Origin of the sequence: Tomitella biformata AHU 1821 (assembly GCF_000524475.1) — a bacterium.
In the GTDB taxonomy this organism is placed as follows: domain Bacteria; phylum Actinomycetota; class Actinomycetes; order Mycobacteriales; family Mycobacteriaceae; genus Tomitella; species Tomitella biformata.
Window position 1 is genome coordinate 190671 of the sequence record NZ_BAVQ01000003.1, and the last position, 12511, is coordinate 203181.

Consider the following 12511-nt stretch of genomic DNA (forward strand, 5'->3'; position numbering starts at 1 on the left):
CTGTGACCACCCCACTTCCAGCTTCCCTGTTCCCCACTATCGTGCCGCCTGACGCCGAGCTGCGCAGGGCCGCCGAGCAGCGCCAACTCCAGCTCACCAAGCCGCCGGGCTCGCTCGGCCGGCTAGAGGAGCTCGGCAATTGGATCGCCGCCTGCCAGGGCCAGTGCCCGCCGCATGACTTCAACCGACCCCGCGTGGTCGTCTTCGCCGGCGATCACGGGATCGCACGGCACGGCGTGTCCGCGTTCCCCGCCGAGGTCACCGTGCAGATGCTGCAGAACTTCCTCGCCGGCGGAGCCGCGGTCAATGTGATCGCCGAGGCGCTCGGCGTAGGTGTCCGGGTCGCCGATATCGCCGTGGACTGCGACGAGATCCCTGGCGTCCCCGCGCAGGTCCAAGCGCACAAGATCCGACGCTCCAGCGGCAGCATCGACCGCGAGGACGCGCTCACCGAGCAGGAGACCCTGGACGCCATCGCAGCCGGCCGCACGATCGCCGACGAGGAGGTCGACGCGGGCGCGGACCTGCTGATCTCCGGCGACATGGGCATCGGCAACACCACCCCCGCCACCGTGCTCATCGCCACGCTGACCGGCCTCGAGCCCGCCGTCGCCGTCGGCCGCGGCACCGGCATCAACGACTACGGCTGGATGCGCAAGACCACCGCCGTGCGCGATGCCATGGTGCGCGCCCGGCCCGTCGCCAAAGATCCCGTCGCACTCCTGCGCACCGCGGGCGGCGCGGACTTCGCGGCGATGGCCGGCTTCCTCGCCCAGGCAGCCGTTCGGCGCACACCCGTGATCCTCGACGGCGTCATCGCGGCCGCCGCCGCGCTGGTCGCAAGATCGCTCGCCCCCGGCGCCGAGCACTGGTGGGTCGCCGGGCATCGCTCCACCGAGCCCGCGCACACCTCGGCGCTGCAGCAACTCGACATGGTCCCGCTCGTGGAGATGGAGATGCGACTCGGCGAGGGCTCCGGCGCGGTGACCGCCGTGCCGCTGCTGCGCGCCGCCGTGGTCGTACTCGCGAATATGGCGACGTTCGAGACCGCCGGAATCAGCGCGGGCGATCCTGCCTAGTCCTCATCGTTCTAACCCTCAGCGTTCAGGTCTCCTGCGCGGCGCCGCGATCGGGGTGGCGCTGGCGTTCTCCTGGCTCACGGTGCTGCCGGTGCGTGGGCCGGCGGAGATCGACCGCGTCGCGGGCCGTCGGGCCATCGCCGCCGCGCCGCTCACCGGCCTCGTGCTGGGCGCCGCCGTCTTCGCCGTGCTGTGGGGACTGACATCACTGGGCATGGCTGCCGCGCTGGCCGGGTTGCTGGCGGTGGCCGTCCTCGCGTTGGCCACTCGCGGCATGCACATCGACGGATTGGCGGACACCGTCGACGGCCTCGGCTGCTATGGCCCGCCCGAGCGCGCCCTCGCGGTCATGCGCGACGGCGGAGCTGGCCCCTTCGGGGTAGCCGCGCTCGTCGTGTCCATCGGGGCCCAGGCCCTCGCCTTCGGCACCCTCGCAGAGCAATCCCGTTGGCTTGCAGTCATTCTCGCGATCGCACTGGGCCGGGTCGCCATTGTCCTCGCCTGCCGGCGGGGCACCGCCGCCGCGACCGAGACAGGATTCGGGGCCTTGGTGGTCGGCACCCAGCCACTGGCGACTCCCCTGCTGTGGGCCGCGATCCTCGCCGCGGCGGCCGTGTGGGCGGTGCCGGGGCAGCCCTGGCTGGGTCCCGTGGTCGTGCTCGCGGTGCTTGTCGCCACCGTCCTGCTCACGCGGCACTGCGCCCGGCGCTTCGGCGGCCTCTCCGGCGATGTCCTCGGCGCGGTGATCGAGATTTCCGTGGTGCTGTCCGCGGCCGCGCTCACCCTCTAGGCCGTCCACCCCGCAATAGCGCGGCCCGATCAGGCCAGGCGGGTCATCCAGCCATGAGTGTCCGCGAAGGTCCCGCGCTGGATCCCCGTGAGCGTGTCGCGCAGCGCCTTGGTCACCTCGCCCGCCTCGCCGTCCCCGATCTGGAATTCGCCGTCCACATGCTTGACGAATCCCACGGGGGTGATCACCGCGGCCGTGCCGCAAGCGAACACCTCGCTGATCTCGCCCGACGCGCAGCCGCGCTGCCATTCGGTGGTGCTGATGCGTCGTTCCTCAACCGGGTAGCCAGCGTCGGCGGCCAGCTGCAGCAGCGAGTCGCGGGTGATGCCGGGCAGCAGCGAGCCAGACAGCTCCGGGGTGACCAAACGGGCGTCGGAGCCGGTGCCGAAGACGAAGAACAGGTTCATCCCGCCCATCTCCTCGACGTACTCGCGCTCGATCGCGTCGAGCCACACGACCTGGTCGCAGCCCTGGTCCGCGGCATGGGCCTGCGCGATCAGGGAGGCGGCATAGTTGCCGGCGAACTTCGCGGCGCCGGTGCCGCCAGGGGCCGCGCGCACGTAGTCGCGGGAGAGCCACACGCTGACGGGCTTGAGCCCGCGCGGGAAGTAGGCGCCGGCCGGGGAGGCGATCAAGATGTACTGGTAGCAATCCGACGGGCGGACGCCGAGGCCCACGTCGGTGCCAATCAGGAAGGGCCGCAGGTACAGCGACTCCTCGCCACCGGCGGCAGGGACCCAACCCTGGTCGACGGCCAGGAGCTCGCGCAGCGATTCGAGGAACAGGTCCGCGGGCAGCTCGGCCATCGCGATGCGCTCCGCGGAGAGCTGGAAGCGGTGGGCGTTCGCGTCGGGCCGAAACGAGTTGATGGAACCGTCCGCGTGCCGATAGGCCTTGAGCCCCTCAAAAATCGCCTGCCCGTAGTGCAGGACCGTCGTGGCCGGGTCGAACTGGATGGAGCCGTACGGCCGGACGACGGCGTTGTGCCAGCCCTGCTCCGGCGAGTAGTCGATGGTCACCATGTGGTCGGTGAAGTGCTTGCCGAAACCCGGTGCCGCCAATACCGCCTCGCGCGCCTCCGCCGACTGTGGGGCGGGGTGGGGGACGTGGGCAAACACAGGAAGGCCAGTCATGCCGAATATGTTATCGCAAGCCGCTTTCGGGCCTCGTCGTCGCTCCCACGGCGATGCAACCCCCGTTCACCCCTCCCCCGAAGCCTCCGCGCGCATACTGTGCTCGTGGACAGCCAGCAGCAGCCCCCCGGTGTTGGAGCGACAATGTCCGATTGGCTCGCCCGGCTCCAAGGGGGCCCGGGGGTGACGGCGACATTCGATGAGTCGGAGATCGCCGGACTCGACGAGCCGGTGCGCCGATACCTCTCCACCGCGATCGCGCCCAATACACCCCTGCACTCGTGCGTGCAGATCAAGATGCGCGGCACCATCAAACTACGACGGTGGCTGCCGTTCCGCGCGCGGCAGATTCTCGCCCCCACGACAGGATTCATCTGGCGGGCGCGTGTGGCCGGGCTGATCTCCGGGTACGACCAGTATTTCGAGGAGTCCGGGGCCATGCGGTGGAGGCTGGGCGGACTCTTGCCCCTGGCGCAGATGTCGGGCCCTGACGTGTCCCGCAGCGCCGCGGGCCGTGGGGCGGCCGAATCCGTGTGGGCGCCCACCACATTGCTGCCCCGATTCGGCGTGCGGTGGGCCGCGGTGGACGAGACCACCATCACCGCGAGGCGAGCGCTGGGCCCCACGGAGACCTCGCTCACATTGCGCTTGGACGGCACCGGACAGATCGCCTCGTTCATCTTTGACAGGTGGGGCGACCCGGACTCCAGCGGAGCCTGGGGCCTGCACCCGTTCGGCGGGGAGGTCACGGCCCACCGCGTATTCGACGGGATGTCGATTCCCAGCGCGGGCCGGCTCGGATGGAATTTCGGCACTGGGGGCTGGGCTGCGGGCGAGTTCTTCCGGTTCGAGATCCGCGACCTCGCCGGAGCCTGATCCCCCTGCCTCCGCACCGCCCGGGGCCATCGGCGCCGATGGCTAGGATGGCGACATCAGCCAAACCGTCAGGAGCTATCTGTGACTGCCCGTACATTCCCCGCCCGCGACCTTGGACCGAGCCTGGTCCTGGCCACCGCTGTCGCCCCCGAGGCGCAAGCGCTGATCATCGGCGTGACCAACGCCGACAACGAGCTGCAATTGCTCATCGACTCCGAGGCGCTGCCCGAGGGCCTGTGGGATGAGCTGTTCCAGCAGCTCGAGGCCGTGGGTGCCAAGGGCAAGACCGACGAGGTCACCCGCATTCCGGCCCCCGCCGACTTGGGCGTCGCCAGCGTGATCGCCGTGGGCCTAGGCTCCGCCGATAATGCCGGGGACCCGGAGGCCGTGCGCCGCGCCGCCGGTGTCGCCGCCCGCGCGCTGTCCGGACTGACCCACGTCGCGACCACCCTGTCGCTGCTCAGCATCGAGGGCGCGGCGGAGGGCCTGTTCCTCGGCTCGTACACCTATAACGAGTTCAAGACGGCCGACGCCCCCGCGCCGCTGGCCCGGGTCGACCTGCTGGTCTCGGAGGCCGACGCGAGCGCCGAGTCCACCCTCGAGCGCTCCGTCGCCGTCGCCACCGCCGTGGCCACCGCGCGTGAGCTCGTCAACACCCCGCCGAGCCACCTCTACCCCGAGGAGTTCGCCGAGCGTGCACGCCTGCTCGGCGAGGCGACCGGCCTGGCCGTGACGATCCTCGATGAGGTCCAGCTGGCGACGCAGGGCTTCGGCGGCATTGTCGGTGTCGGCAAGGGCTCGTCCCGCCAGCCGCGCCTGGTCACGCTCGCCCACCGCGGCGGCGTCGAGGGCGCGCCAACCGTGGCGCTCGTCGGTAAGGGCATCACCTTCGACACCGGCGGCATCTCCATCAAGCCCGCCGCGGGCATGGAGCACATGACGTCCGATATGGGCGGCGCCGCGGCGGTGGTCGCGACGATCGCGCTCGTCGCCAAGCTGAACCTGCCACTCAACGTCACCGCCTATGTGCCGATGGCGGAGAATATGCCGTCGGCCACCGCGCAGCGCCCCGGCGACGTACTCACCCAGTACGGCGGCACCACTGTCGAGGTCATCAACACGGACGCCGAGGGCAGACTGGTGCTGGCCGACGCGATCGCGCTGGCCTGCGAGGCCAACCCGACCTACCTGATCGACACCGCGACGCTCACCGGCGCGCAGATGGTGGCGCTCGGCAATCGGACCCCTGGCGTGATGGGCACCGACGAGTTCCGGGACCGCGTCGCGAAGATCTCCCAGGGGGTCGGCGAGAACGCGTGGGCCATGCCGCTGCCGGCTGAGCTGCGCCCCGACCTCGACTCCCGGGTCGCGGACCTCGCGAACGTCACGAACCACCGCTGGGGCGGCATGCTCTCCGCGGCGTTGTTCCTCAAGGAGTTCGTCGCGGAGGGCGTGCAGTGGGCGCACCTCGACGTGGCGGGGCCGGCCTTCAACACCGGCGGGCCGTTCGGCTACACGGGCAAGGGCGGCACCGGCGTGCCGGTCCGCACAATTATCGGGGTCTTGGAAGACATCGTCGCGAAAGGCTAGTCGCGAAAGGCTAGCCGCGCAGGGCTACAGGAGTCCCCCGCAGGTTCTCGAGGGAGCCTGCGGGGCTCAGCCCTCGCTGCGCGGCATGTCGCGCAGCAGCTCCTCGCGCGCGGCCCGCTTGCGCAGGATCCGGGCGCGCTCGAGCTTGTCCCGCATGCGCTTGGGGTAGCCGACCTTGAGCACGTCGTAGACCGGCATCTCCAGCTCGCGGCCGAGCCGTTGCGCGGCCTTCGGCCCCGAGAGTGCGCGCCGGGTCCAGTTGCCGTCGATGTCCACGAGCACAATCGTCAGGTCGTTGAACTTGTTGGCCGGCTCGACGAAGCCCTCGACGCCGGTGTGCGAGGAGCCCCAGGCCATCAAATAGCTGAGATCGGCGTCGTGGGCGTCGCGCTCCGACTTGCTGGCGCCCCACGCGAAACGCCCGGTGAATCGCCCCATCGCGCACCCCTTCCAGGCACCCCATCCCAATGATCAAGACAAGATTGTGCCACTCCAAACTGTGCGAACGCTGAGCACCCCACCTCGCTGCCCCCACCGAGAGCCGCGGGGCGCTGACCCGGTTCGGGCAGGATTCTCGCGAGGGTGCAAGGATGGGGCACAGGGTTACCTTCGCCTATCTAGCAGGAGCAGAATTTGTTCGCGGTCGTCACCATCGAACGCACCGGATTCAGCCCACACGAGCGCGCTGCTGCGCGGTCGCCGTTGAGCTGTCCTATTCCGGCGATCGAAGACGTCCCGAGATTCTGCCCCGGAGTTTGGCATTCGAACCCGCCAGGCCTCCCGGCCGCACCAGAATGAAGCGAAATCATCTTCATAATCGATAGCCAGCAGTACCCGCGTCACCGCATAACCACCCCCAACGTCTAGGAGTCAGACGACATGGCCTTCTCCGTCCAGATGCCGGCGCTTGGTGAGAGTGTCACCGAGGGAACCGTCACGAGGTGGCTCAAGCAGGAGGGCGACACCGTCGAGATTGACGAGCCGTTGCTCGAGGTCTCCACCGACAAGGTCGATACCGAGATCCCCTCTCCCATTTCCGGCGTTCTCAGCAAGATCGTCGCCCAGGAAGACGATGAGGTCGAGGTTGGCGGCGAGCTCGCCGTCATCAGCGAGCCCGGTGAGGCCGCACCGGCCGCCGCCGAGCCCGCGCCCGAGCCCGCCGCCGCCCCCACGCCCACCACCGCACCCGAGCCCACAGCAGCAGCGCCCGCCGCGCCTGCCGCGCCCGCCTCCAGCGCGCCTGCCGGCGCCGGCAGCCCGGTGACGATGCCAGAGCTTGGCGAATCCGTCACCGAGGGCACCGTCACCCGCTGGCTCAAGGCCGTCGGCGATTCCGTCGCCGTGGACGAGCCCCTGCTCGAGGTCTCCACCGACAAGGTCGACACTGAGATCCCGTCCCCCGTGGCGGGCACCTTGCTGGAGATCAACGCCCAGGAGGACGACGTCGTCGAGGTCGGCGGCCAGTTGGCCCTGATCGGCTCCGGCGCACCCGCCGCCGCTCCCGCCCCAGCAGCACCGGCACCGACGCCTGCCGCAGCCCCGGCTCCGGCAGCACCGGCACCCACCCCCCCGCCGGCGCCGACCCCGCCGCCCGCGCCGACCCCGCCCCCCGCGCCGAAGCCCGCAGCGGCCCCGGCTCCGGCAGCGCCGGCTCAGGCTCCCGCCGTGGCAGTCGCGCCGCGGGCAACCGAGGCTGAGTCCGGGAACACCCCGTACGTGACGCCATTGGTGCGCAAGCTCGCCAACGAGCACAACGTGGACCTGAACGCGGTGCGCGGCACCGGCGTCGGCGGCCGCATCCGCAAGCAGGATGTGCTGGCCGCGGCCGAGGCGCAGAAGGCCCCCGCGCCCGCAGCAGCAGCTGCCGCTCCCGCGGCAAAGGCCGCCGCGAGCGTCCGGCCGGAGCTGGCGAATCTGCCCGGCACCACGCAGAAGGCGAACCGCATCCGGCAGATCACCGCGATCAAGACCCGCGAGTCGCTGCAGACCACGGCGCAGCTGACGCAGACCCATGAGGTCGACGTGTCGAAGATCGTGGCTCTGCGGGCCAAGGCGAAGGCGCGTTTCGCGGAGCGTGAGGGCGTCAACCTGACGTACCTGCCGTTCTTCGCGAAGGCGGCGATCGAGGCGCTCAAGGTGCACCCGAACGTCAACGCCAGCTACAACGAGCCCGCCAAGGAGCTCACCTACCATGCGGCCGTGCACCTCGGCATCGCCGTGGACACCGATCAGGGCCTGCTGTCCCCGGTGATCCACAACGCGGGCGATCTCTCGCTGGCCGGGCTCGCCCGCGCCATCGTGGACATCGCCGACCGGGCGCGCAACGGCGGGCTCAAGCCCGACGAGCTCTCCGGCGGCACCTTCACCATCACCAACATCGGCAGCCAGGGCGCGTTGTTCGACACCCCGATCCTGGTCCCGCCGCAGGCGGCGATGCTGGGCACGGGCGCGATCGTCAAGCGCGCGGCCGTCGTGGTGGACGAGAACGGCAACGAGTCGCTCGGTATCCGCTCGATGTGCTTCCTGCCGCTGACGTACGACCACCGCCTGGTGGACGGCGCGGACGCCGGCCGGTTCATGACGACGATCCGACACCGGCTGGAGGAAGGCGCGTTCGAGGCCGATCTGGGCCTCTGATCCTCCACCTATGGCCTCTGCATCGGCCATAACCGCTTAACCCGCATCTCGGGGGCACCGTCGATATGATGGTGCCCCCGAGCTGTTCCCAAGCTAGGGCTCGCAAGCCACAGAGGAAAGGCCGTCACCATGCGTATCGCCGTCGCCGGATCCCACGGATTGATCGGGACGGCGTTGGTGGCCGCGTTGCGCAGGGCCCACCATGAGGTGTTGCTGCTGGTCCGTCGGGAGGCCCGCGCCAGCGACGAGATCTCGTGGGATCCGGTCACCGGCCGGATCAACCCGGAGCAGCTGGCCGGGGTGGACGCGGTGGTGAACCTGTGCGGAGTCGGCATCGGCGACCGGCGCTGGAGCGGTGCCCGCAAGCAGGAGATCCGCGACAGCCGCATCGGAGCAACGGAGGCCCTGGCCGGTGCGGTGGCTGCGGCCGGCGTGCCGACGCTGCTCAACGCCAACGCCATCGGGTACTACGGAAACTCCGGCGACCGGATCGTCGACGAGTCCGCCCCCGTCGGCACCGGCTTCCTGGCCCGCGTGTGCGCGGACTGGCAGGACGCCACCGCGGCCGCGTCAGAGGCCGGCGCCCGCGTCGCGATCGTCCGCAGCGGCCTGGTCCTCGCGAGGACGGGCGGCATGCTCGGCCGGCTGGCGAACCTCTACCGCGCCGGGCTCGGTGGCCGTCTCGGGGAGGGCCGCCAGTACATGTCGTGGATCTCCCTCGAGGACGAGGTGCGGGCGCTGACCTTCCTCCTGGAGCATCCCGAGATCAGCGGGCCCGTCAACCTCACGGGGCCGGCGCCGGTGACCAACACCCGGTTCAACGCCGCGCTCAGCCGCACCGTCCGCCGGCCGGCGCCCTGGGCGGTCCCCGCCTTCGCCCTCAAGGCGGTCCTGGGCGAGTTTGCGGCGGAGGGGGTCCTCGCGGGCCAGCGCGCCATCCCAACCGTGCTGGAGGCCAACGGATTCACGTTCCACCACCACACCATCGGGCAGGCGCTGGACGCCGCCCTGGGCTGAGCGTCCCTGACCTGGGCCCGCTGCGGCCCACCGCGTAGCGTGACCAGCATGAGGAGCGTCACTGCGTCTGCGAGAGCGTCCGCCGAGCCCGTCGTCGTCACCGACCTGGGGCTGTCCGAATATCAACGCACGTGGGACCTGCAGCGTGAGCTCGCGACCAGTCGCGCCGACGGCGAGGGCCCGGACACGATGCTCCTGCTCGAGCATCCCCCCACCTACACCGCCGGCCGCCGCACCGAGCCCCATGACCGGCCCGTCGACGGCACCCCGGTCATCGATGTGGACCGCGGCGGCAAGATCACCTGGCACGGCCCCGGCCAGCTCGTCGGCTACCCCATCATCAAGCTCGCGGAGCCCATCGACGTCGTCGACTATGTGCGCCGCCTCGAGCAGGGCCTCATCGCAGCGTGCGAGTCGCTGGGCCTGGAGTGCGGGCGTATCGAGGGCCGCTCCGGGGTGTGGCTGCCCACCACCGTGGTCGACGGGGAGCTGCGACCCGAGCGCAAGGTCGCGGCCATCGGCGTGCGCGTGCAGCGCGGCGTCACCCTCCACGGCTTCGCGATCAACTGCGACGCGGACCTGTCCGGCTTCGGCCAGATCATCCCGTGCGGCATCCCGGACGCCGGAGTGGGCTCGCTGAGCTCCGAGCTCGGCCGCGTCGTCGCGGTGGCCGAGGTGCGGGACGCCGTGCGCGACGCCGTCCTGGCCGCCCTCGACGGCGAGCTGCCCGTCGCGCACCAGGACATCCGCCGCCCGACCATCGCCGAGTTGAGCCGTCCCGCCACTCCCCTGCCAACCCTGCGCCTGGCCTAGAAACCGCAGGCCGGGACACCACGGGCCCCCGCCAAGGGCGGCGCGTAGGGTGGGGATCGTGACTGTGGCCCCAGAAGGACGCAAGCTCCTGCGCATCGAAGCACGGAACGCTCTAACACCCATCGAGCGCAAACCGGAGTGGATCAAGACCCGAGCGAAAATGGGTCCCGAATACACCGCCCTCAAGGACCTGGTGCGCGGCGAAGGCCTGCACACCGTCTGCGAGGAGGCGGGGTGTCCCAACATTTTCGAATGTTGGGAAGACCGCGAGGCGACGTTCCTCATCGGCGGTGACGAGTGCACCCGCCGCTGCGACTTCTGCCAGATCGCGACGGGCAAGCCGAAGGAACTCGACCGCGACGAGCCCCGTCGCGTCGCAGAGTCCGTCAAGAAGATGGCGCTGCGCTACTCCACCGTGACCGGCGTGGCGCGCGACGACCTGCCCGACGGCGGCGCCTGGCTCTACGCGGAAACCGTCCGCCTGATCCACGAACTCAACCCCGACACGGGCGTCGAGCTCCTCATCCCCGACTTCGACGGCAAGCCGGACCAGCTGGCCGAGGTCTTCGCGACCCGCCCCGAGGTCCTCGCCCACAACGTCGAGACGGTGCCGAGCGTGTTCAAGCGCATCCGCCCCGGCTTCCGCTACCAGCGCAGCCTCGACGTGATCACCGCCGCGCGCGAGTACGGCCTGGTGACCAAGTCGAACCTCATCCTCGGCATGGGCGAGACGCCCGAGGAGATCACGGACGCGCTGCAGTCGCTGCACGACGCCGGCTGCGACATCATCACCATCACCCAGTATCTGCGTCCGTCCGCGCTGCACCACCCGGTGGACCGCTGGGTCAAGCCGGAAGAGTTCGTCGCGCACTCCAAGGACGCTGAGGAGATGGGTTTCGCCGGCGTCATGGCCGGGCCGCTGGTGCGCTCGTCGTACCGCGCGGGCCGCCTCTACGCCCAGGCGCTAGCCCATCGCGGCCAGGAACTGCCCGCGAACCTGGCGCACTTGGCCGAGGCCGGGACCGCCTCGCAGGAGGCCAGTTCCGTGCTCGCGCGCCTCAAGCGCTGACCAGGCGCACAGCGCTTCGCCGTCGTCCGTATCCTAAGGGGCATGGCGAAGGTGAAACCCAGCAAGGAACAGCGCAAAGCGGCCAAGGCCGTCAGTAAAGAGGCTTCCAAGCAGCGCAGGAAGCAAATCTGGCAGGCCTTCCAGATGCAGCGCAAGGAAGATAAGGCCCTTGTCCCGCTGATGCTCTTGTGCCTGCTCGGCACGACGGCCGTCGTGGTCGGGATCGGCGCGTTGATCGGCGACCTGGTGCTGTGGGCCTCGATCCCGATGGGCATCCTGCTCGGCGCGATGCTGGCCTTTATCCTCTTCGGCCGTCGGGTCCAGAAGAGCGTGTACAAAAAGGCCGACGGGCAGCCCGGCGCGGCGGCCTGGGCCCTCGACAGCCTGAAGGGCGCGTGGCGCGTCACCTCTGCCGTCGCGGCGACCACCCAGATGGACGCGGTGCACCGAGTGATCGGGCGTCCCGGCGTGATCTTCATCGGCGAGGGCGCCCCCCAGCGGCTCAAGCCGCTGATGGCGCAGGAGAAGAAGCGGACCGCCCGCTTGATCGGCGACACCCCCATCTACGAGTTCACGGTCGGCAACGACGAGGGCCAGATCCCCCTGTCCAAGCTGCAGCGCACCCTGACGAAGCTGCCGAAGAACATCGACACCAAGACCCTCGACGCGATCGAGGGTCGCATGACCGCGCTCAAGAGCAAGGGCGGCGCCGGCGCGGCGCTGCCCAAGGGCCCGATGCCCGGCAACGCCAAGCAGAAGGGCATGCAGCGCACGATGCGCCGCCGCGGCGGCGGCGCGTGACCCGCTGAGACAACAATCCCCCGAGGCCGCTGGCCCCGGGGGATTGTCCATTCCAGACACTGCTGCTGCGCCCGTGCCCGTGAGTCCGCCGCACCTGCACGGGTCCGCCGCGACTGCAAGCGGGGCCTCGCGGTCAAACCGCGGCGACCGCGGACCTTTCGGCGCTGGGCTAGCTGGTGCGGATGACCGCCGACTGGGTGGCGCGGTCATGCAGGCCGCGGCCGTCGATGTCGTTGAGGAGCGGCGGCATGATGAACACGGTCAGCAGCACGCGGAAGAACGACCGGCCCAGCCCCACCCGCACCGGCGCGTCCACCCGCACGACGCCCATGCCCAACGCGGCCTGGCCGGGGGTGAACGCGAACAGCCACACGCCGACCACGCTGACCAGGATCCACACCAGCAGGGTGGTCGTCGCCTTGTCCGGGGCGCCGTCCCACACGTTCATGACCAGCAGCCCGATGCCGACGCTCAGCAGCCAGTCGATCACCAGCGCCAGGACTCGCCTGGTGGTCGGCGCCAACGAACCCGCGCCGGTCTCCGGCAGCCCCATCCGCTCGCCGCGATATTTTTCCTCGGTACCGTCCTCGCCCTTGGGCAGGGCCGCGGAGGGGCCGTTGAGCCAGGAGCCAATTGAGTCGCGCATGCCTCATAGGGTACGTGGGCGCCGGCGGCTGGTCCCCCGCCGTCGCAGCGCACTGTGGCG

General features: G+C 70.4%; 12 protein-coding genes. 9 read left to right on the top strand and 3 right to left on the bottom strand.

Features of this window, described 5'->3' with window-relative positions:
- Positions 1 to 2: 2 nt before the first annotated feature.
- Positions 3 to 1079, top strand: coding sequence for a nicotinate-nucleotide--dimethylbenzimidazole phosphoribosyltransferase (gene cobT, locus TBIF_RS22665; protein WP_038169395.1), 1077 nt, complete (start codon positions 3 to 5; stop codon positions 1077 to 1079).
- Between the two features lie 49 nt (positions 1080 to 1128).
- Positions 1129 to 1869 (top strand): adenosylcobinamide-GDP ribazoletransferase, encoded by a 741-nt coding sequence (locus TBIF_RS01865; protein ID WP_235174455.1) that lies wholly within the window; start codon positions 1129 to 1131, stop codon positions 1867 to 1869.
- A 29-nt stretch (positions 1870 to 1898) separates the two neighbouring features.
- Here the strand turns inward: TBIF_RS01865 and TBIF_RS01870 are convergent, their stop codons facing one another.
- Positions 1899 to 3002, bottom strand: coding sequence for a branched-chain amino acid aminotransferase (locus TBIF_RS01870; RefSeq protein ID WP_024793185.1), 1104 nt, complete (start codon positions 3000 to 3002; stop codon positions 1899 to 1901).
- A gap of 144 nt (positions 3003 to 3146) precedes the next feature.
- On the opposite strand from TBIF_RS01870, the gene TBIF_RS01875 reads away from it, so the two are divergent.
- The gene (locus TBIF_RS01875; protein ID WP_024793186.1) at positions 3147 to 3878 is read left to right on the top strand and encodes a DUF6544 family protein; all 732 of its coding nucleotides are present in this window, start codon (positions 3147 to 3149) and stop codon (positions 3876 to 3878) included.
- Positions 3879 to 3959: 81 nt separating this feature from the next.
- Positions 3960 to 5468, top strand: coding sequence for a leucyl aminopeptidase (locus TBIF_RS01880; protein ID WP_024793187.1), 1509 nt, complete (start codon positions 3960 to 3962; stop codon positions 5466 to 5468).
- 66 nt (positions 5469 to 5534) lie between these two features.
- On the opposite strand, the gene TBIF_RS01885 is transcribed toward TBIF_RS01880, so the two are convergent.
- A complete protein-coding gene (locus tag TBIF_RS01885) occupies positions 5535 to 5906 on the bottom strand; it encodes a hypothetical protein (protein WP_024793188.1) in 372 nt (123 codons plus the stop codon).
- Positions 5907 to 6347: 441 nt separating this feature from the next.
- Between TBIF_RS01885 and sucB the strand changes: the two genes are divergently transcribed.
- The 5 genes from sucB (at position 6348) to TBIF_RS01910 (ending at position 11805) form a co-directional block, all read left to right on the top strand.
- Complete coding sequence (gene sucB / locus TBIF_RS01890; protein ID WP_024793189.1) at positions 6348 to 8105, top strand: 2-oxoglutarate dehydrogenase, E2 component, dihydrolipoamide succinyltransferase; 1758 nt, start codon at positions 6348 to 6350, stop codon at positions 8103 to 8105.
- A gap of 129 nt (positions 8106 to 8234) precedes the next feature.
- Positions 8235 to 9122: a TIGR01777 family oxidoreductase gene (locus tag TBIF_RS01895; protein WP_024793190.1), complete on the top strand. Its 888-nt coding sequence runs from the start codon at positions 8235 to 8237 to the stop codon at positions 9120 to 9122.
- Positions 9123 to 9170: 48 nt separating this feature from the next.
- A complete protein-coding gene (lipB, locus tag TBIF_RS01900) occupies positions 9171 to 9935 on the top strand; it encodes a lipoyl(octanoyl) transferase LipB (RefSeq protein WP_024793191.1) in 765 nt (254 codons plus the stop codon).
- A gap of 58 nt (positions 9936 to 9993) precedes the next feature.
- Entirely contained in the window at positions 9994 to 11004 is a 1011-nt protein-coding gene (gene lipA, locus TBIF_RS01905; protein WP_024793192.1) for a lipoyl synthase, read from the top strand.
- Positions 11005 to 11046: 42 nt separating this feature from the next.
- A complete protein-coding gene (locus tag TBIF_RS01910; protein WP_024793193.1) occupies positions 11047 to 11805 on the top strand; it encodes a DUF4191 domain-containing protein in 759 nt (252 codons plus the stop codon).
- Positions 11806 to 11974: 169 nt separating this feature from the next.
- Here TBIF_RS01910 and TBIF_RS01915 read toward each other — a convergent pair whose 3' ends face one another.
- A complete protein-coding gene (locus tag TBIF_RS01915; protein ID WP_024793194.1) occupies positions 11975 to 12451 on the bottom strand; it encodes an RDD family protein in 477 nt (158 codons plus the stop codon).
- Positions 12452 to 12511 lie beyond the last annotated feature (60 nt).